Here is a 19,279-nt window from a genome sequence, read left to right as displayed (position 1 = left end):
TCTCGCTGTCTTTTGAAACATGGGCGAAAGGAAACATGGGCGAAAGGGTTGGGTGCCGTCAGCCTCGCGGCGCGGCGGCGCGGGACAGGCGGTCGTTGATCGCCTCTCCGAGACCATGGGTGGGAATGGCGGTGATGGCGATCATGTCTGCGCCGCTCGCATCGGCGGCTTTGAGATAATCGAAGAGATTGGCGGCGGCCTCGGAAAGATCGCCGGAAGGGCTGAGATCGAGAACGGTGCGCGCGGTTTCTTCACCGGCAATGGCGATGCCGCCGAACCGGATCAGCGCTTCGCCGGGGAAAACCGATGTAGCGCCGAGACGCACGGTAGCACCCGGCGCATAATGCGAGGCGAGCATTCCCGGCGCCTCAATGGCGGCGGCGGCCTTTTTGGGCCGTTCGAGCCGTTTGCCGGCAACACGTTCTATGTCCTCGGTGACGATGCCGCCGGGACGAAGCAGCCGCACCCGGTCATCCTCTTCCACCTTGACGATGGTGGATTCGACGCCGACGGAGGCCGCACCGCCATCGAGAATGAGATTGATCTTTTGGCCAAGATCCGCCTCCACATGGGCTGCACTTGTCGGGCTGATCTTGCCGGAACTATTGGCGCTGGGGGCGGCGAGCGGCCTGTCGAACCGGCGGATCAGATCACCGGCAAAACCCTGCGGCACACGGATGCCGACCGTATCGAGACCGGCCGTCGCCAGCGAATGAATGTCGCTTGCCGGCTTCAACGGCAGCACCAGTGTCAGCGGCCCGGGCCAGAAGGCCTCAGCGAGCTTCAGCGATATGGGGTCGAAAACCGCGTAACGTTCGGCCATGGCGATATCGGCCATGTGGCAGATCAGGGGGTTGAACTGCGGCCGGCCCTTTGTCTCGTAAATGCGGGTAATCGCCGCCGGATTGGTGGCGTCGGCGGCAAGGCCATAGACCGTTTCCGTCGGCAGGGCGATGGGCTGGCCGGCGGCAAGCTCGGCCACGGATGCCTGCAGGGCTGTTTCCCGCTCGTTGTCTATATCGATATGACGCGCCATGATGCTGCCTTTCAGGGCGGTCAATAGCGTATTTCAGGGCAGAGTGGGAAGCGCTAATGCATGTCGCCTGAAAGTGCTTCGCGGTTTCAGGACAACGACATGCATAAAACAAATAGTGCATGTCGCCCGAAAGTGGTCGCCGGTTTCGGGACAACGACATGCATAAAACGAAAATAAAGCGCCTAAGGCGCTTTATCGCTTTTATATCGCCTTGATGATCCTGCGCATCTCCTCCGAGCGCGCGCCGAGCATGAGCACGTTTTTCAGCGCCACGCGTGGATCATGGGTCTGGAACAGCAGGCCGCCGCGATGGACGGAGGTGTCGACGGCGATCTCCTGATCGGGAAGCGCGTTGATGGCGACGGCGAAATACATCCGCGAATAACGCGCATCGATATTTTCGAAGAAGTTTTCGGCCCCACTCAGTTCGGCGAAGAAGTTCGCGAAATAGAACGACCAGAGCACATGGCGCTCGGCATCGAAGCTGGTGCGCGCTGCCGTGACGTGACAATAGCCGAGATGCGGCCGGTCATTGAGCAGATGGTGAAAGACCATCTTCGGAAAACGGATGGACTGGTGAAAGCCGTTCAGGCGGCTGTGGGTGGCATCGGCGGCCGCTTCCAGCTTTCGTCCGGTCAGTGTGGCCACTTCGTCATGGCTGTAATAAACGCGTTCCCTCGGCAGCCAGCGCTCTTCATAACGGCTGATGCGCCCTGTCCGCAGGAAATCGGAATGCGCGGTCTTCGAGCGTATCGGTGTGACCGAATGCCTGCTCGCATCGAAATAGCGTATGCGTGTCGCCTTCTCCACCAGGAACGCCCTCGTTGCTGTCGATCCGGCAAGATAGTTTAGGGCGCGTTAATACTCCGTTGCCTCGCACCTCCCGTTTTTTAACGGGTGGGGAACAAAGTGCGCGCCATCATGCGTCATATTGCGACGTCGTTGCAGGCGCCGAATAGCTGTCGGATTTCCCAGCGGAATGGGCGGCGAGGGCGGATTGCGCGTGTCGCAATTTGTCGCCAATGCGGAAGGTAATGTCGCTGTCTGTGCTGCCGCAAATGACCGCCGGTGTTTAGATGAGTGCATGCTTCCGCAACCCCGCAAATGGTGTCGGGCAGGGCGGTTTGATCGAGGATTTGGCCATGGAATTGCGTGATACCGTTTTGCGCCAGCTGAAAAACCGCCGCGAAGGCTTCAGCCTGGAACAGCCCTTTTACACGGACCCGGATTATTTCAAGCTGGATATGGAAACGATCTGGTATCGCGACTGGCTGTTTGTCGGCCATGATTGCGAAGTGCCCAAGTCCGGCAACTACATGACCGTTCAGGTCGGCGCATACTCGGTCGTCATCGTTCGCGGACGCGACGGGCAGATCCGAGCCCTGCAAAATTCCTGCCGCCATCGCGGTTCGCGCGTCTGCAGCGCGCAGAAGGGTCAGGCCGCCCGTCTCGTCTGTCCCTATCACCAGTGGACCTATGATCTGGATGGCAAGCTGCTGTTCGCACGCCATATGGGCGAGGAATTCGACAAGGCGGAATTTGGCCTGAAGCCCGTCGCCTGCGAGACCGTCGCCGGTTACGTCTTCATCTGCCTTGCCGACCAGCCCGCCGATTTCGCGCCGATGCGCGCCGAGGTCGAAAGCTACATGGCCCCGCACCGCATCTGGGAAGCGAAGGTCGCGCATGAGAGCACGATCATCGAAAAGGGCAACTGGAAGCTCGTCTGGGAAAATAACCGCGAGTGCTACCATTGCGCCGCCAACCACCCGGAACTCTGCCGCACCTATCCCGAAAACCCGAGCGTGACGGGAACGGATGGCGGTGCGAGCGACCCCGAGATCGGCGGCCACTGGGCGCGCTGCGAGGCCGCCGGTCTGCCGAGCCGCTTCAAGATCGATCCGAAGGGTCAGTTCCGCGTCGCCCGCATGCCGCTGATCGGCGAAGCGGAAAGCTACACCATGTCGGGCAAGCGCGCCGTGCGCCGGCCGCTGTCGGAGGATGTCAGTATCAGCCATATCGGCGCGCTGCTGCTGTTTCATTATCCGACGACCTGGAACCACTTCCTCGGCGACCACACCATTTCATTCCGGGTGCTGCCGCTCAACGCCAATGAGACCATGGTCACCACCAAATGGCTGGTGCATAAGGATGCCGTCGAAGGCGTGGATTACGATCTCGAAGACCTCACCCACGTCTGGAACGAGACCAACGATCAGGACCGTCGCATCGTCGAGGAAAATGCCTTCGGCATTCGTTCCCCGGCCTATGAGCCCGGCCCCTATTCCATGGAAGATGAGGGCGGCGTGATGCAGTTCGTCAACTGGTATTCCGATTTCATGATCGACCGGCTCTCCGGCGACAAGGCCCGGCTTTCGGCTGTAGCGTGATGCGAAGATGAATATGGTTGTGACCTACAAGCACATAGACGAGATGAAGCCGTGGAGCGACAAGCTCCAGCTGCTGGAATGCATCTCGGTGACGCCCGAGACCGCTGATGTGATGACGTTCCTGTTCCGCTCGGAGGATCAGAACTGGTTCCGTTATCTGCCGGGGCAGTTCGTCACGCTGGAATTGCCGGTGGGCAAGGAGCCGCTTTACCGCACCTACACATTGTCCTCCAGCCCGTCGCGGCCCTATGCGCTGTCGGTCACGGTCAAGGCGCAGGCCAACAGCATCGGCACGCGCTGGATGTTCGATAATCTGAAACCCGGCATGAAGATCCGGGCGCTCGGACCGCTCGGCGATTTTTCCTACGTCAAGCATCCCGGCGACAAATATCTGTTCATCTCGGCAGGCTCCGGTGTTACGCCGATGATGTCGATGGTGCGCGACATGAGCGACCGCGCCCCGCAGAGCGACATCACCTTCATCAATTGTTCGCGCACACCCGGCGATATCGTCTTCCGGCACGAGCTGGAATATCTCGCCCGGTTCATGCCGAACCTGTCCCTCGGCTTCATTGTCGAGAAATGCGGCCGCACCGATCTGTGGTCCGGCCTGAAGGGCATGGTCGATAAGGCCAAGATCGCGCTGCTCGCGCATGATTTCATGGAGCGCACCGTCTTCTGCTGCGGTCCGGAGCCGTTCATGGCCGCCGTCCGCTCGATGCTCGATGCCTCCGGCTTCGATATGAGTCGCTATCATCAGGAAAGCTTTGCGCCGGCCGCGCCGGTCACGGTTGGTGAAGACGTGCTTACCGGTGCGGATGGCGAAGCGCTGTCGATGGTGGGTTTCACCCTTTCCGGAAAAGAAATGCCCTGCCAGCCCGGCCAGACGGTTCTGATGACGGCGCGCGCTGCCGGTGTCCGCATCGGGGCGGCCTGCGAATCGGGCATCTGCGGTACCTGCCGGGTGCTGAAGCTTTCCGGTGAGGTGGAGATGAACCACAATGGCGGCATTCTCGATGAGGAAATCGAGGAAGGCTATATTCTCGCCTGCTGCTCACGGCCCTTGACCGATGTGAAGGTGGAAGCCTGACACGAGCAGGCGTTTCATCTCCATCCGTCTTTCCCCGGATGGTTGTCTTGGAACCAAATTTCTCTAAACTCGTTTGCACGTCATCGAATTCTTTTCGGGCATGAAACGGGGCTGTCCCATATCTCCGACAAGAGCGAGTGGGTGAAAAGGCGCGGGTTCAACGCGCTGAAGCAAACGGAGGAAGATCATGATGAATTTCCGGACAACGAGTGTCGCCACAGCGATAGTCGTGTTCCTCACCAGCTTTACGCCGTCGCAGGCGTTCCAGGTCCCTGTTCCGATGCCAAAGCCGGCGGTTTCGACCGAAAATGTGGTGCCCGTGCAATATCGCGAATGGGACCGCAGATACGACCGCAGGCACGGCGACCGCATGTACCGCCCGCGCCCGCCGCGTGATGGATATTATAACGGTCATCGCGGCTATCGCGATCGTCGTCCGGGTTACCGTTATCACAACGGTTACTGGTTCCCGCTGGCAGCCTTTGCGGCGGGTGCGATCATCGGCGGCGCCGTGCAGCAGCCGCGCCCGGCCTATGGCGGCAGCCATGTCTCCTGGTGCCAGAACCGCTGGCGCTCGTATCGTGCTTACGACAATACCTATCAGCCGAACAGCGGTCCGCGCCGCATATGCGTATCGCCCTACAGCCGCTGACAGGATTTTCGAAAGCCCGGATTTTGATCCGGGCTTTTGCTTTCGAGGTGGACCGTCTCGATAAACGAAGCGTGATGATGCCGTTAATGCTGGGTTCAGGCGAAAACGCCTAGCCTGCAACCTGGAATGTCCAGCCAGACCGAAAACTGGCCGAATGAGAAGAAAAAAGTGTTATTATTCACGGAGAACGGCCTGTTGACCGTCGTGAATGGAGGAAGTCAGATGAAAAGCTATATGAAGAATATCTTGGCTGTCGGTCTTTCTGCGATTGTGGTTGCGGGAGCGATTGTTCCGGCGGAAGCAGCAATGCCTTTGCCGATAGCGCCAAAGAGCGTTGAGACCGCAGGCAATGATGCCAGCAAGAATGTCGTGAATGTCCAATATTGGCGTGATCGCGACGGCTGGGGCGATCGTCGCGGCTGGTATCGCGGCCACCGTGGTTATCGTGATTACCGTCCGGGCTATCGTCACCATGACGGTTACTGGTTCCCGCTCGCAGCCTTTGCGACGGGTGCGATCATCGGCGGCGCACTTTCGCAGCGGCGCGAAATCTACCGTCCGGTGCCGGAATATCGTCCGCGTCCGGTCTATCGCGAATATCGCCCGGTCCGCCGTGGCGGCATGAGCCAGGCGCACGTGAACTGGTGCTATGGCCGCTATCGTTCCTACGATGCCTATAGCAACACGTTCCAGCCGTATCACGGCCCGCGCCAGCCCTGCTATTCGCCTTACGGCTGATAGAAGCGACGCTTGAATAGAGAGAGCCGTCCGGTCGCCACCGGGCGGCTTTTTGCTGTCACAAGATCCGCGCGCGTTTCAGCACGAACCAGGCGAGCGCAACCGAAATCACGATGAAGATGCTGGCCGACAGCGTGCCGCCCGTGCCGACGGTAAACGGCAGCTCATCCGTATTCATGCCGAAGAAGCCGGTCACCAGCGAGGGCGGCAGCAGGAATGCCGTCATCAGCGACAGGATATAAAGGTGCCGGTTGGTTTCGGACGAGAGTTTGGAATCGATTTCTTCATGCAGCAGCCTTGCGCGCTCCTGCAGGGCGTAGACATCGTGGTCGACAGCCTCCAGACGGCCCATCAGGCGTGAGGCGACATCCTCGAAACCGTCAGGCATCTCGTCATCATCGGCGGCCGAGGCCCGCCGCATCAGGGTCAGCACGGTGCGCAGATGCCGGTGCAGGCGAACCACCGTGCGGCGCAGCGGGGCAAGGCGCCGCCGCTCGTCGCGTGTCTCGCTGTCATAGACCATGTCCTCGATGGCGTTCAGTTCTTCCGTCGTCTCCATCACCAGATTGATGAGCGAACGCTGGAATTCCGCCACCAGACCCTCGAAGACATGCGACGGCGTGAGATAGCGGTTGGAATTCTTGTCGACCGCCGCTTTCAGCCGGTCCACCGAATGCAGCGGCTGCAGGCGGGTGGTGATGATGAAACGGTCGCTCACCGCAAAATGCAGCCAGCCGAAATCGCGCGTTTCCTTGTCGAATTCCCGCTGGAAATCCACCAATGTGCCATAGAGCGATTTTTCATCGACCACGATGGACGGATGTGTCTCATGGGTGGTGAGGCTTGCCCGCGCCGCCGGATCGAGACCGTCGATGGTTTCGAGAAAACCCGCGACGCGCTGATCGGCGAGGTTGAGGTGCAGCCAGAAGAAGCCTTCGCACTCCGCCATTTCGTGAAAGCCGGCATCGGGCGCAAGCCGGCGGCATGGGGCGGTGCCGGGGTGGAATTGATAGGCCCAGACAAGGCCGGGAATAACCGGTGTTACGAGATCCATCGTGGCAGTCCTGACTGGCTGGATGGGAGGAGGGAGGCGTCCGTCGTTCCGCTGTGGGAGCGGCGGCGGCGAGGCGCCTTTCAGCGCATGCTGAGCAAATTCATATGACAGTTTTATAACAATCCCGCTGAAATGGCGGGAATTTTCAAATTGACGTTTACGTAAAAATCATTTAGCCCGAAGGCAGTAGCAGGGATACAAGAGCTTCGGGAGGAGGCAGCATGTATAGCGCGCCGGTGGATGATATCGCCTTTACACTCAAACATGTAGCGGGTCTTGAAGACGCGCTGTCGACGGGTGCGCTGGGAGATCTCGGGGAAGATCTGGTCGATGCCATTCTGCACGAAGCGGGCCGTTTCGCCACCGCAGAGGTCGCGCCGCTCGCCGAAATCGGCGACCGCCAGGGTGCAAAGCTTGCCGACGGCAAGGTGACGACACCGGATGGCTGGGCCGATCTTTATCGCCGCTGGGCGGAAGCGGGCTGGAACAGCCTGACCGCGCCGGAAGAATTCGGCGGCCAGAACCTGCCGCATATGCTGAATGTCGCCGCACTCGAAATGTGGAATTCCGGCTCCATGGCCTTTGCGCTGGCGCCGACGCTGACCATGGGCGCGGTCGAAGCCATCGTCGCCCACGGCAGCGATGCGTTGAAGCGCACCTATCTGCCGAAACTCGTCTCCGGCGAATGGACCGGCACGATGAACCTCACCGAGCCGCATGCGGGTTCGGACCTTGGTGTCCTGAAGACCCGGGCGGAGCGCAATGGTGACGGCACCTATCGCATCTTCGGCCAGAAGATTTTCATCACCTGGGGCGAACACGATGCGGCGGACAATATCATCCACCTCGTTCTCGCCCGCCTGCCGGATGCGCCGGCCGGTACGCGCGGCATCTCGTTGTTCCTCGTGCCGAAATTCCTGCCCGATGAAAACGGTGCGCCTGGCAGCCGCAACGACCTGTTCTGCCACTCGCTGGAACACAAGCTCGGCATTCACGGCTCCCCCACCTGCACCATGATCTTCGGCGACGGCAAATTCGGGGAAAAAAAGGGCGCTCTCGGCTGGCTGGTCGGCGAGGAGAACAAGGGCCTCGCCTGCATGTTCACCATGATGAACAATGCCCGCCTTGCCGTTGGCATGCAGGGCGTGGCGATCTGCGAAGCGGCGACCCAGAAGGCGATCGAATACGCGAAAGAACGCACGCAGGGCAAGGCGCCCGGCTGGCAGGGCTCCGGCATGAGCCCGATCATCGAGCACCCTGACATCGCCAGAACGCTTTTGACGATGAAGGCGCTGACGCAAGGATCGCGGGCGATTTCCTTCAGCTGCGCCCATGCCATCGACATGGCGCATGCGACCGAAGACGCCTCCCAGCGCGCTCACTGGCAGGAGCGCGCTGCCCTTTTGACGCCAATTGCCAAATCCTTCTCCACCGATGCCGGTGTGGATGTCGCCTCCATGGGCATTCAGGTGCATGGCGGCATGGGCTTCATCGAGGAAACCGGTGCGGCGCGTTATCTGCGCGATGCCCGCATCGCGCCGATCTACGAGGGCACCAACGGCATTCAGGCCATCGACCTGGTGCTGCGCAAGCTGCCGCTCTCCGAGGGCGCGCAGGTGCGCGGCTTCATTGGCGAACTGCGCGAGATCGCTGGCCGGACAGCCGCTTCGAACCGCGACGATCTCGGCGAAACCGCCCGTTATCTCGAAGCGAGCCTCAACGATCTGGAAACGGCGACCGACTGGCTGCTGGAGCGTATCAAGGCAGGTGAAACCGAAACGGCGCTCGCGGGTGCCACACCCTATCAGCGCCTCTTCGGTCTGGCGCTCACCGGCGCCTATCTCGCCAAAGGCGCATTGGTCTCCGTCGATGATGGCAGGGGCGGGCATCGCGCAGCGCTTTGCCGTTTCGCGGCGGAAAACCTGCTGGCGGAAACCGCGGCGCTGAAGGACCGCGTTATGTCAGGCGCGGCAAGCCTTGCCGCCGCCCGCACCGTATTGGCTTAAGGAGGTTCAGATGTCGGACGATCATATTCTCGTCGAACCGGTTGGCCATGCGCCTGAGGTTCTGACCATCCGCTTCAACCGGCCGGAGAAGAAAAACGCCATCACCGATGCCATGTATCTGCGCATGGCCGACGCCCTGCATGCCGCCAATGCGAACGCCGATATCCGGGTGGTCGCATTTCTCGGCACGGAAGGCTGCTTTTCCGCCGGCAACGACATGGCCGATTTCCTCGCTTTCGCGATGTCCGGCGGCAAGGGAAAACTCGCGGCACTCGAACTTCTGAAAGCGCTCGTCGCCTTCGAAAAGCCGCTGGTTTCAGGCGTGGACGGGCTCGCCATCGGCATCGGCACGACGTTGAACCTGCATTGTGACCTGACGGTCGCCTCCAGCCGCAGCCTGTTCAAGACGCCTTTCGTGGATCTGGCTCTGGTGCCGGAAGCGGCCTCCAGCCTGCTTGTGCCGAAGCTCATCGGCCACCAGCGCGCCTTTGCGCTGCTTGCCATGGGCGAAGGTTTTTCCGCCGAACAGGCATTGCAGGCGGGGCTGATCTGGAAAGTGGTCGCCCCGGAACATGTCGAAACCGAAACGCTGGCGCTTGCCACCCGGCTCGCGGCCAAACCGCAGCAGGCGCTGAAGATCGCCCGCGATCTGGTGCGCGGCAACCCGCAGGATATACTTGCCCGCATCGAAGAAGAAGGTCGCCATTTCATCGCGCAGCTGCAGAGTGCGGAAGCCCGCGCTGCCTTCGAGGCCTTCATGCGCCGTTAAGCGCTCAAGAAGACGGGCCGTCGCTTGTCGGCTGGGAGCGCGCCGCTTGTTTCTTCTCCCCGAGGGGGAGAAGTCCGCGGCAGCGGGATGAGGGGGCGACGTTAGAGATATTCGGCAAGGGTTCTCCCTCATCCGACCCTTCGGGCCACCTTCTCCCCGGCGGGGAGAAGAAACTCGCGGCGATGCCGAGCAAGGTCGCTGTGCTTGTGAATGCGGATTATGTATGGTCGGATCCAGCCGGTCCCGCAAAGATGGATCGCAACCCTCCGTTCGAAGGCCTCCGCATGCGTCACGCCGTTTTCGCCCTGTCCGTCTTCCTCGCCGCCACAAGCCTTGGCGAAGCCGCAGCGATTAAGCCGCCGGTGGCGTCCGGCAGCGATATCATTCTGGCGCAGTCTTATGACGATGGCAGCCAGGACTATTACTCCGGCAACAATCGCGATCGCATGCGCCGCGCGCGTTTCGTCTGCGTCATCACCCCGCCGGAGAGTGCCAATCGCCGCCGGCCCTATATCTGCCCGCTGGAGCGCGGCCGTGTGGGCGGCGCCTGCCGCTGCTCGGGCGTGGTCGGCAACGGCACGGTCGATACGGCCTGGTGATTATTTCTCCAGCACCGCCAGGGCTTCCACATGCGGCGACCACAGGAACTGGTCGACCGGCGTGACGCGGGTGACGCGATATCCACCCTCCGCGAGAAGCGCGAGATCGCGCGCAAGCGTCAACGGATTGCAGCTCACCGCAACGATCTTCTTCACCGTGCTGCGGGCCAGTTCCTTGCACTGGAATTCCGCGCCGGCGCGCGGCGGGTCGAAGACGACGGCATCGTAATTCTTGAGTTCGCTGACCATCAGCGGCCGGCGGAAAAGATCGCGTTTCTCGACGCTGACCGGTTTCAGACCCTGCGTATTGCGGGCGGCGAAATCCAGCGCCTTCAGCGGCTTGTCTTCCGCTTCCACCGCATGCACCTTGCCGATGCGCGCGAGCCTCAGCGCGAAGGTGCCGGAACCGCAGAAAAGATCGGCAATGCGCTTGGATTTGCCGACATGGGCAAGCACCAGCTCGGCCATGGCGTCCTCCGCCTGTTTCGTCGCCTGCGTGAAACTGCCGGCCGGCGGCGAAACCGGGACACCGCCAAAGTCGATGATCGGCTTTTGCGGTTCGATGAGGATTTCACCCGACAGCGAGACGCGGGCGATGCCGCGCATGGCTAGCACCGTTTCCGTGAGTGCGCGCCGCTGCTTGTCGCTGACCGACTTGATGCCGTCGACGGAAATATCGAGACCCGAGAGCGTTTCGAGAACGGTGATACGGAACGGCTCGGCATTCGCCACCATCGAAAGCCCGATGGCGCGGATGGCATCCAGTCGCGAGACGATGCCCGGCGAGGTGACGGGACATTCCTCGATGGCGACGATGTGATGGCTGTTCGCCTGGCTGAAACCAAGCAGCAAACCCTTTTCCGTCCTGCGGGCGGCGAACACCGCGCGGCGGCGCTCGCCGGGGCGACAGATGACGAGATCGTCCACTGGCGGTGTCAGGCCCTTCGATTTCAGCGCCGAAACCACCAGTTCCCGCTTGTAGGCATGATAAGGCTGGTCGGCGAAATGCTGCATCGAACAGCCGCCGCATGTGCCGTTCTTGCCCTCCGGGCCGAAGTGGCGGCAGGCCGGTTCACGGCGCTCCGCCGAGGCTTCCGTTATCGACATGACGGTGCCGTGATCCTTGACTTTGGCAATGGCCACCGTTTCGCCGGGCAGCGCAAAGGGCACATAGACCGGGCCGTCGGGACAGTGCGCGATGCCATCGCCCTGCGCGCCGAGGCTCTTGATGGTGACGGTCTGTGTGCTCATGGCTTTTCGCCTCCGAGAAGAAATTCGATATTGCCGTCACCGCCGGAAATCGGCGAGGGAATGAGGCCGAGGCTTTTCCAGCCCATGTCCTCGGTCAGCCAGCGTTCCAGTTCGGCGGCCACCGCAGGCGCCGTTTCCGGCTCTTTCAACAGCCCGGCCTTGCTGATGGCGTCGCGCCCCGCCTCGAATTGCGGCTTCACCAGCAGAACCGCCAGCGCGCCTGCTTCCCCAAGCTCGAGTGCCGGCGCAAGCGCAAGCTTCAGCGAAATGAAGGAGACGTCGGAGACGATGAAGCCGATGGGCCGGTCATCGATATCTTCCGCCGTCAGGAAGCGGGCATTCAGCCCCTCCAGATTGGTCACCCGCGGATCATTCTCGATCCTTGCATGCATCTGCCCATGGCCGACATCGATGGCGGTGACGTGTTTTGCGCCACGCTCCAGCAACACCTCGGTGAAACCGCCGGTCGAAGCGCCAACATCGAGACAGTCATGGCCCGAAGGATCGAGCCGGAAATGATCGAGCGCGGCCACGAGCTTCAGCGCCGCGCGGGAAACATAGGCCTGCGCCGGATCGCTGATGGCGATTTCGGCATCGCCGGCGACGGTCTGGCTCGGTTTGGTGACGATCTTGCCGTTGACGCTCACGGTGCCGCGCGCAACAGCGTCGCGCGCGCGGGAGCGGCTGGCGAAGTGGCCGAGCGACACGAGAAGCTGGTCAAGCCGTTCATTTTCAGATGTTTTGGACATGGTCCCGTGTCAATGACCGCCAAACCCCGCCGATGCAAGCGATTTATCGCTGAAAGGGACCGGCGATGCCCGCTGTCGCCCATCGATGTTGCACCGCAAAGTCAGAATGTTCGATTAATCCAATATAAAGGCTTGTATTGCACTTTGTGCACAAGGCCCGTGCGGCCACCGGAACCTGCCATGACGGCATCTCCTCCCATCCACAAAATTGCGGCCGTTGCAGCGCAGACGCTGGCTTCGAGGCATCGGGTCGCCGAGAGAGTTTGCGATGTCGCTGAAAAACCTCCCCATTAATCTGAAGCTCATAGCCACCTTCTGTGCCTTGATGAGCGTGTGCCTGCTCGCTTCCGCGGTCGTATTCTGGCAGACGCTGGGGAGCGAGCGTGTCACGATCGAAAACAACCGCACGAAGGATATCATCCAGGCCGTGGATGGCGCGACGGCCGCCATGCTGGAACAGGCCGTCAATCAGCGCGGCTTCCTGCTGTTCCGCAGCGACAGCACCTATAATGATGTGTTCGCCCAGCGCGACCTGATGCTGAAGAAGCTCGACGAGGCCCGCGCGCTGGCCGTCGGCCGGTCGGATATCCTGGCATCCATTGACGACATGCAGAAATCCGCCACCGTGTTCTTCAAGGAACTGGCGGAACCGCAGATCGCCGCGCGCAAGACGACCGAAGCGCCGATTTCCGAAATCATCGAGATTGGCCGTAATCAGGCGAAGGGCCAGCTCGATGGCTTCCGCGCCTCGGCCGCCAAGATCAAGGAACAGCTGAACGGCCTGTCCACCGCTTACGCGGCAGAACAGCAGGCAGCCGCACTGAACCTCAAATATGCGCTTCTGGGTGGCGGCGCCGTTGCCGGTCTTCTGGCCGTTGCCCTCATCTGGGCGCTGTCGCGCTCCATCGTCACGCCCATTGTCGGCATGACGGCGGCGATGAGCCGGCTCGCCGATGGCGATCTGGAGACGGAAGTGCCTGCCACGGATCGCGGCGACGAAGTCGGCAAGATGGCGAAGGCCGTTCTGGTGTTCAAGGAGGCCGGGCTGGAAAAATCCCGCCTTGCCGGCGAGACCGATCGCATGCGCTCCGCGACAGAAGCTGAACGCCGCCGCAACGAGGAAGAAAAGGCCAAGGACGAAGCCGCCAGCGCTTTTGCCAGCGCCGAGCTTGGCAAGGGCCTTGCCGCCCTCGCGGATGGCGATCTTTCCTATCGTATCGAGACGCCCTTTGCGCCTGCCATCGATCCGGTTCGCGTGAATTTCAACAGCGCCGTCGAAAAACTCCAGCAGGCGTTGCGCACGGTCGGTGAAAACGCAGCCGCGATCAATGCCGGCGCTTCGGAAATGCTCTCCGCCGCCGACGACCTGTCGCGCCGCACCGAACAGCAGGCGGCCTCCATCGAGGAAACCGCCGCAGCCCTGGAAGAAGTCACCACCACGGTGCGTGACAGTGCGCGCGGCGCGGAAGATGCCGGTAATCTGGTCCAGCGCGCCCGCGCCGGTGCGGAAAAATCCGGCGTCGTGGTCCGCAAGGCGGTTGCCGCCATGCGCGAAATCGAGAAGTCCTCGGGCGAAATCGGTAATATCATCGGTGTCATCGACGATATTGCCTTCCAGACCAACCTGCTGGCCTTGAATGCCGGCGTGGAAGCCGCACGCGCCGGTGATGCCGGCAAGGGTTTTGCGGTGGTTGCGCAGGAAGTCCGTGAGCTTGCCCAGCGCTCCGCCAATGCCGCCAAGGAAATCAAGACTTTGATCGGCGCTTCCAGCCAGCAGGTGGAAAACGGCGTCAACCTCGTCGATGAGACCGGCAAGGCGCTGGAACTCATCGTCGCGGAAGTCGAAGAGATCAATGCCCATGTCAGCGCCATCGTCGTCGCCGCCCGTGAACAGGCGACCGGCCTGCAGGAAATCAACACGGCCGTGAACACCATGGATCAGGGCACGCAGCAGAATGCCGCCATGGTGGAACAGCAGACCGCCGCCAGCCATTCGCTCGCCCGCGAAGCGGAAGCGCTGAACAGCCTGCTCGGCCAGTTCAGAATGGGTGGCACGCGTGCTGCCGTTGCAAGTGCCGGCGGCTATTCCGCGCCGCGCCAGTCTTCCGCCCGGCCTGCTTTCCAGTCTGAGCCGGCAGCCCCGGTCCGCAAGGCTCCGGTAAAATCGGCCTCCGCCACCGCCCGGCCGGTTGCATCTCCCGCTCGCGCCCTCGGCCAGAGCCTTGCCCGCGCCTTCGGCGGCGCCGCCGAAGCCCCGGCCGCGAAGGATCAGGACTGGACGGAGTTCTGAGGCTGGTTTTTCAGATTGACCTATGAATTGGGGGCCGCAAGGCCCCCTTTTGCATCGTTTTTCAGGTGGGTAGCATCGCCTACGTGCCCGTGACCAGCACAATGTTGCGCGCTTCTTCACCATGGTCGTCATCAAGACGGCGAAAGAGGAAACGGCCATCAGGCTTTGAGAGATTTTCAGGAAAGGTAGTTTCCAGATGACGCCTCGCGTTAAATTGCAGGTTTTGGATGGCTCATACGGGGTGGCGCGGCTTCAGGGGTCTGATCCCATTCCGGCGTGGGCCGACGGCGGCGGGTTTGTCAGCATCAGCCGAACCGATGACGAACTTTCCATCGTTTGCCGGGAGGATCGTATACCGCAGGACGTGCGGGTCGATGCGGGCTGGTCGTGCTTGAAGTTTCAGGGGCCATTTGCCTTTGATGAGACGGGCATCGTCCTGTCCGTCATCGCACCGTTGTCAACCAACGGGATAGGAATATTTGTGGTCTCGACGTTTGATGGTGATCATCTGCTGGTGAAATCGAACGATCTAAAAAAAACATTCGATCTGCTGGCAAATGCGGGACATTCGCTCATTTAACAACCCGTTTCGCCACGCGGGTTTTTCTGAAGAGGTACGTTTTGAAGAGTGAAATTGAACTCCCGGTGCAAAAGCAGCTCGAGGCTTATAACGCCCGCGACATCGATGCATTCATGTGCTGGTGGGCGGATGATTGTCAGTATCATGCGTTTCCGTCGACACTTCTGGCCGGAAACGCGGCAGAGATTCGGGCGCGCCATATCGAGCGCTTCAAGGAGCCGGATCTGCATGGAAAATTGCTGACACGCATTACTGTCGGGAATGTCGTCATCGACCACGAAACGGTCACGCGGAATTTTCCCGAAGGCAGGGGAGAGATCGACGTTGTCTGTATCTATGAAGTCGAAAACGGAAAGATTGCCAAGGCGTGGTTCAAGATGAGCGAACCGCGGATATTGTCGTGAAAATCCCGGCATTCAGGAAATAAATACTCGCGACGATCGGGAGTGTACGGAGGTGCTGTCGGACGTCTAACCCCGTGCACGATCTGCGCGGGGTCTCGTCTGTTCCTCTGCCTATGCAGCGTGATCGGCCCGCATGGGATGCCAGACGGAAATATCGCGCGGGGCTTCCAGAATATCCGGCAGGGCATCGTGCCATGCCTGGCGATAGGGGCGGTGAATCTGGACATCGAGAACGTCCTGATGGTCGCTCCAGGTCTCATGCAGCAGGAAGCGGTTTTCGTCTGCGCCATCCCGATGCAGGGTTGCGTTCACGAAGGTCTTTTCGTGCTTCATGGCGTCAAGCAGCGCATTCAGCAATGCGAGAAAGCGCTCGCGCTGGCCGGGGCGGACTTTAAAACCGATGAGATAGGTGGTGTGCACAGGTGTCACTCCTTTGTGCCTTGTATCAGCGCCGCGCGGGTTGCCGCATCGGCGGGGTAAAAACACTCCAGCACGAGTTCGGACAACGTTACATCCGTCGCCGTGCCGAAAACCGTGGTGGTTGAAATGAAGCTCAGGATAGCGCCCGAGGACGGGTCACGAAGCTGGAGCGGTATCGCCAGCGGATCGGCTCCGGCGGCATGCGCCGTGAGCTTTGGCGCGGGATAGGCCGAAAGCTCCGCATGCAGCCTGGAAAGCACGTCGTCTCCCGTTTCCTCGACCTGCCGATGCAGGCGTTCCAGCAGGTGATGACGCCATTCGGCAAGGTTGACGATGCGGGAACTCAGTCCCTGTGGATGCAGGCTCAGCCGCAACGCGTTGAGCGGCGGTTGAAGCAGCTCCGCGGAAACACCGGCGAGCAGCGATGTGATCGCATCATTGGCGAGAACGACATTCCAGTGCCGGTCAACGGCAAGGGCGGGGAAGGGCATGTGCCCATGCACCACCGTTTCGATGGCCTGCCGGGCTGCCGCCATGTCAGGCGCATCCAGCGGCCGTTCGGAATGGACAGGCGCATAACCGGCTGCCAGCATCAGCCGGTTGGCGGCGCGGGCGGGCATCGAAAGCTGCTCCGCCAGCCTCACCAGCATCTCGCGACTGGGGGATGATCGCCCGCTTTCCACAAAACTCAGATGACGCGCGGATATTTCTGCGTCCATCGCCAGATCGAGCTGGCTCAATCTGCGACGGGCACGCCATTCTTTCAGCACCTGGCCGACATGTTCTCGATGATGTGTCATGCCCGGCAACCTAACAGAAGATATCGCCAATGCGATTACCTCTGAGGTAATTGTTCCGCTTCCAGATGCCCGCCATGCTCAGGCCGTCAACCCCAAGGAGCGCAATCATGACACAGCATCTCGCAATTGCCGAAACCTATCTCGCGGTCTGGAACGAGGAGGACGGCGAGCGCCGCAAGCAGCTGATCGGCAACGCATGGACGGAAACAGCCCGTTATATCGACCCCCTGATGCAGGGCGAGGGCCGGCAGGGAATAGCCGCAATGATCGAGGCGGCACGGCAGAAATTTCCCGGATATCGCTTCGTGCTGACGGGCATCCCCGACGGCCACGGCGATTTCACCCGTTTCTCATGGCGCCTGATTTCGCCTGACGGAGACGATGTCGCCGGCGGCACCGATGTCGTCAGCCGCGATGCCGAGGGCCGAATCGACAATGTCGTCGGTTTTCTCGATGGCGCGGCGGCATAAAGTGGAGAGGAGGGGCGGGATCATATGCCCGCTTCCTTCACCTCGGGAAGCGTGCTTCAGCCCGCAAATCCCACACCGGCCTGCCGCTGGCCGAGTGCATCGAACACGGTGGAAACGATGCCGGCCCGATCGAGGCCGGCATTGGCATACATGGTCTCAGGCTTCGCCTGCTCAACCCACTGGTCGGGCAGGGTCAGCGTGCGGACCTTCGGGCCATGGTCGAGCAGGCCGGCGCTGGCCATGAAATGCAGCACATGCGCGCCAAAACCCCCGACGGAACCTTCCTCGATGGTCACCAGCACCTCGTGATGGGCGGCCAACTGGCGGATGAGGTCGAGATCGAGCGGCTTGGCGAAGCGCGCATCGGCAACCGTCGTCGAAAGGCCGGCAGCATCGAGATCTTCGGCCGCCGCAAGGCATTCCGCCAACCGGGTGCCGAAGGAAAGGAGCGCAACCTTGGTGCCTTCCTTGATGATGCGGCCCTTGCCGATCTCAAGAATCTCGCCGCGTGCCGGCATCTCGACGCCGACACCTTCGCCGCGCGGATAACGGAAGGAAATCGGGCCTTCATCGTAAGCCGCCGCCGTGCGGACCATATGTTTCAGCTCCGCCTCGTCGGCGGCAGCCATCACCACCATGCCAGGCAGGGTGGCGAGGAAAGTCGTGTCGAAGGAGCCGGCATGGGTCGGTCCGTCGGCACCGACAAAACCGGCGCGGTCGATGGGGAAACGCACCGGCAGGCTCTGGATCGCCACATCATGCACCAGCTGGTCGTAACCGCGTTGCAGGAAAGTGGAATAAAGCGCGCAGAACGGCTTGTAACCATCAGCCGCAAGCCCGGCCGCGAAGGTGACGGCGTGCTGTTCGGCAATGCCGACATCGAAGGTGCGGGAGGGAAAAAGCTCGGCCATCTTGTCGAGGCCTGTGCCGTTCGGCATGGCCGCCGTCACGCCGATGATCTTGTCATCGAGGGTGGCTTCCTGAATCAGCGCCTCGGCGAAGACGCTGGTATAGCTCGGCGCATTCGGCTTGGCTTTCGCCTGCGCGCCGGTGATGACATCGAACTTGTTGACGCCGTGATATTTGTCGGCGGCCGCTTCCGCCGGCGCATAACCCTTGCCCTTCTGCGTCACCACATGGATGAGGACGGGGCCTTTCTGGTTGTCGCGCACATTGCGCAGCACCGGCAGCAGGTGATCGAAGGAATGACCGTCGATCGGGCCGATATGATAAAAACCAAGCTCCTCGAACAACGTGCCGCCGGTCACATAACCGCGCGCATGGGTCACGGCGCGGGTAATGGCGCGGTCGATGGTCTTGCCGAGATAGGCGGTGAGTTTCTTGCCGAAATCACGGAAGCCCATATAGGTGCGGCCGGATGCAAGGCGCGCCAGATAGGCGCTCATCGCCCCCGTCGGCGGCGCAATCGACATGTCGTTGTCATTGAGGATGACGATCAGCCGCGCATCGAGCGCGCCGGCATTGTTGAGCGCCTCGAATGCCATGCCCGCCGACATGGAGCCGTCGCCGATCACGGCGATCACCTTGCGGTCGCTGCCGTCAAGACCCGCCGCCACCGCCATGCCGAGGCCGGCGGAAATGGAGGTGGAGGAATGGCCGGCGCCGAAATCGTCATATTCGCTTTCGGCGCGACGCGTGAAACCGGAAAGGCCGCCTTCCTGGCGCAGCGTGCGGATGCGCTCGCGGCGGCCGGTCAGGATCTTGTGCGGATAACATTGGTGGCCGACATCGAAGATCAGCCGGTCTTCCGGCGTGTTGAACACTTTGTGAATGGCAATCGTCAGTTCCACCACACCGAGGCCGGCCCCCAGATGGCCACCGGTCTTCGACACGGCGTCAATCATCTCGTCGCGCAGTTCCCGTGCCAGTTCCGGCAGGTCGCGATCGTCGATCTCCTTGAGATCGGAGGGAAAATTCACCCGGTCGAGCAATGGTGTCTGTGGCATTCCGGTCAATCGTTCGG

19 protein-coding genes and 1 pseudogene are annotated in these 19,279 nt (G+C 61.4%); 12 read left to right on the top strand and 8 right to left on the bottom strand.

Going from position 1 to position 19,279, the window contains the following annotated elements:
- Positions 1 to 58: 58 nt before the first annotated feature.
- Entirely contained in the window at positions 59 to 1,036 is a 978-nt protein-coding gene (locus tag AC5YUO_RS04245; protein ID WP_496154804.1) for an L-threonylcarbamoyladenylate synthase, read from the bottom strand.
- A gap of 201 nt (positions 1,037 to 1,237) precedes the next feature.
- On the bottom strand, positions 1,238 to 1,846 hold the full coding sequence (locus AC5YUO_RS04240) for a DUF6656 family protein (protein ID WP_400819987.1): 609 nt from the start codon (positions 1,844 to 1,846) through the stop codon (positions 1,238 to 1,240).
- Between the two features lie 332 nt (positions 1,847 to 2,178).
- Here AC5YUO_RS04240 and AC5YUO_RS04235 point away from each other — a divergent pair, with 332 nt between their 5' ends.
- From AC5YUO_RS04235 to AC5YUO_RS04220, 4 genes are all read left to right on the top strand, one after another.
- Positions 2,179 to 3,423 (top strand): aromatic ring-hydroxylating oxygenase subunit alpha, encoded by a 1,245-nt coding sequence (locus AC5YUO_RS04235; protein ID WP_400819984.1) that lies wholly within the window; start codon positions 2,179 to 2,181, stop codon positions 3,421 to 3,423.
- Positions 3,424 to 3,430: 7 nt separating this feature from the next.
- The gene (locus tag AC5YUO_RS04230; RefSeq protein WP_496154365.1) at positions 3,431 to 4,513 is read left to right on the top strand and encodes an FAD-binding oxidoreductase; all 1,083 of its coding nucleotides are present in this window, start codon (positions 3,431 to 3,433) and stop codon (positions 4,511 to 4,513) included.
- A gap of 187 nt (positions 4,514 to 4,700) precedes the next feature.
- On the top strand, positions 4,701 to 5,165 hold the full coding sequence (locus AC5YUO_RS04225) for a BA14K family protein (RefSeq protein WP_496154364.1): 465 nt from the start codon (positions 4,701 to 4,703) through the stop codon (positions 5,163 to 5,165).
- Positions 5,166 to 5,387: 222 nt separating this feature from the next.
- Entirely contained in the window at positions 5,388 to 5,903 is a 516-nt protein-coding gene (locus AC5YUO_RS04220) for a BA14K family protein (protein WP_496154363.1), read from the top strand.
- Positions 5,904 to 5,961: 58 nt separating this feature from the next.
- Here the strand turns inward: AC5YUO_RS04220 and AC5YUO_RS04215 are convergent, their stop codons facing one another.
- On the bottom strand, positions 5,962 to 6,957 hold the full coding sequence (locus AC5YUO_RS04215) for a transporter (RefSeq protein WP_400819975.1): 996 nt from the start codon (positions 6,955 to 6,957) through the stop codon (positions 5,962 to 5,964).
- A gap of 221 nt (positions 6,958 to 7,178) precedes the next feature.
- Between AC5YUO_RS04215 and AC5YUO_RS04210 the strand changes: the two genes are divergently transcribed.
- From AC5YUO_RS04210 to AC5YUO_RS04200, 3 genes are all read left to right on the top strand, one after another.
- Positions 7,179 to 8,963, top strand: coding sequence for an acyl-CoA dehydrogenase (locus AC5YUO_RS04210; protein WP_496154362.1), 1,785 nt, complete (start codon positions 7,179 to 7,181; stop codon positions 8,961 to 8,963).
- A 10-nt stretch (positions 8,964 to 8,973) separates the two neighbouring features.
- Positions 8,974 to 9,732, top strand: coding sequence for a crotonase/enoyl-CoA hydratase family protein (locus tag AC5YUO_RS04205; protein ID WP_496154361.1), 759 nt, complete (start codon positions 8,974 to 8,976; stop codon positions 9,730 to 9,732).
- A 284-nt stretch (positions 9,733 to 10,016) separates the two neighbouring features.
- On the top strand, positions 10,017 to 10,331 hold the full coding sequence (locus AC5YUO_RS04200; RefSeq protein WP_496154360.1) for a hypothetical protein: 315 nt from the start codon (positions 10,017 to 10,019) through the stop codon (positions 10,329 to 10,331).
- Here the strand turns inward: AC5YUO_RS04200 and AC5YUO_RS04195 are convergent, their stop codons facing one another.
- Both AC5YUO_RS04195 and AC5YUO_RS04190 read right to left on the bottom strand, forming a co-directional pair.
- Positions 10,332 to 11,582 (bottom strand): class I SAM-dependent RNA methyltransferase, encoded by a 1,251-nt coding sequence (locus AC5YUO_RS04195; RefSeq protein WP_496154359.1) that lies wholly within the window; start codon positions 11,580 to 11,582, stop codon positions 10,332 to 10,334. It abuts the gene before it with no gap.
- Positions 11,579 to 12,331, bottom strand: coding sequence for a TlyA family RNA methyltransferase (locus AC5YUO_RS04190; protein WP_496154358.1), 753 nt, complete (start codon positions 12,329 to 12,331; stop codon positions 11,579 to 11,581). The genes AC5YUO_RS04195 and AC5YUO_RS04190 overlap by 4 nt, the downstream gene beginning before the upstream one ends.
- 268 nt (positions 12,332 to 12,599) lie before the next feature.
- Between AC5YUO_RS04190 and AC5YUO_RS04185 the strand changes: the two genes are divergently transcribed.
- The 4 genes and pseudogenes from AC5YUO_RS04185 (at position 12,600) to AC5YUO_RS04170 (ending at position 15,605) form a co-directional block, all read left to right on the top strand.
- A complete protein-coding gene (locus tag AC5YUO_RS04185) occupies positions 12,600 to 14,621 on the top strand; it encodes a methyl-accepting chemotaxis protein (RefSeq protein ID WP_496154357.1) in 2,022 nt (673 codons plus the stop codon).
- Positions 14,622 to 14,709: 88 nt separating this feature from the next.
- Positions 14,710 to 14,790 (top strand): annotated as a pseudogene (locus AC5YUO_RS04180) (Lrp/AsnC family transcriptional regulator); the annotation flags it as partial.
- Positions 14,791 to 14,817: 27 nt separating this feature from the next.
- Complete coding sequence (locus tag AC5YUO_RS04175) at positions 14,818 to 15,201, top strand: ACT domain-containing protein (protein WP_496154356.1); 384 nt, start codon at positions 14,818 to 14,820, stop codon at positions 15,199 to 15,201.
- 41 nt (positions 15,202 to 15,242) lie between these two features.
- Positions 15,243 to 15,605 carry a nuclear transport factor 2 family protein gene (locus tag AC5YUO_RS04170; protein ID WP_496154355.1) on the top strand — a complete coding sequence of 121 codons (363 nt, stop codon included), beginning with the start codon at positions 15,243 to 15,245 and terminating at the stop codon, positions 15,603 to 15,605.
- A 111-nt stretch (positions 15,606 to 15,716) separates the two neighbouring features.
- Here AC5YUO_RS04170 and AC5YUO_RS04165 read toward each other — a convergent pair whose 3' ends face one another.
- Together AC5YUO_RS04165 and AC5YUO_RS04160 are read right to left on the bottom strand one after the other, a co-directional pair.
- Positions 15,717 to 16,025: a putative quinol monooxygenase gene (locus AC5YUO_RS04165; protein WP_496154354.1), complete on the bottom strand. Its 309-nt coding sequence runs from the start codon at positions 16,023 to 16,025 to the stop codon at positions 15,717 to 15,719.
- Positions 16,026 to 16,030: 5 nt separating this feature from the next.
- Positions 16,031 to 16,825 carry a helix-turn-helix domain-containing protein gene (locus AC5YUO_RS04160; RefSeq protein ID WP_496154353.1) on the bottom strand — a complete coding sequence of 265 codons (795 nt, stop codon included), beginning with the start codon at positions 16,823 to 16,825 and terminating at the stop codon, positions 16,031 to 16,033.
- Between the two features lie 107 nt (positions 16,826 to 16,932).
- Here AC5YUO_RS04160 and AC5YUO_RS04155 point away from each other — a divergent pair, with 107 nt between their 5' ends.
- Positions 16,933 to 17,295, top strand: coding sequence for a nuclear transport factor 2 family protein (locus AC5YUO_RS04155; RefSeq protein WP_496154352.1), 363 nt, complete (start codon positions 16,933 to 16,935; stop codon positions 17,293 to 17,295).
- Positions 17,296 to 17,351: 56 nt separating this feature from the next.
- Here AC5YUO_RS04155 and dxs read toward each other — a convergent pair whose 3' ends face one another.
- A complete protein-coding gene (dxs, locus tag AC5YUO_RS04150; protein WP_496154351.1) occupies positions 17,352 to 19,271 on the bottom strand; it encodes a 1-deoxy-D-xylulose-5-phosphate synthase in 1,920 nt (639 codons plus the stop codon).
- Between the last annotated feature and the right edge of the window lie 8 nt (positions 19,272 to 19,279).

This window comes from Agrobacterium sp. LEGMi-208b (genome assembly GCF_059511785.1).
This window is presented reverse-complemented; position numbering and strand designations above follow the sequence as displayed.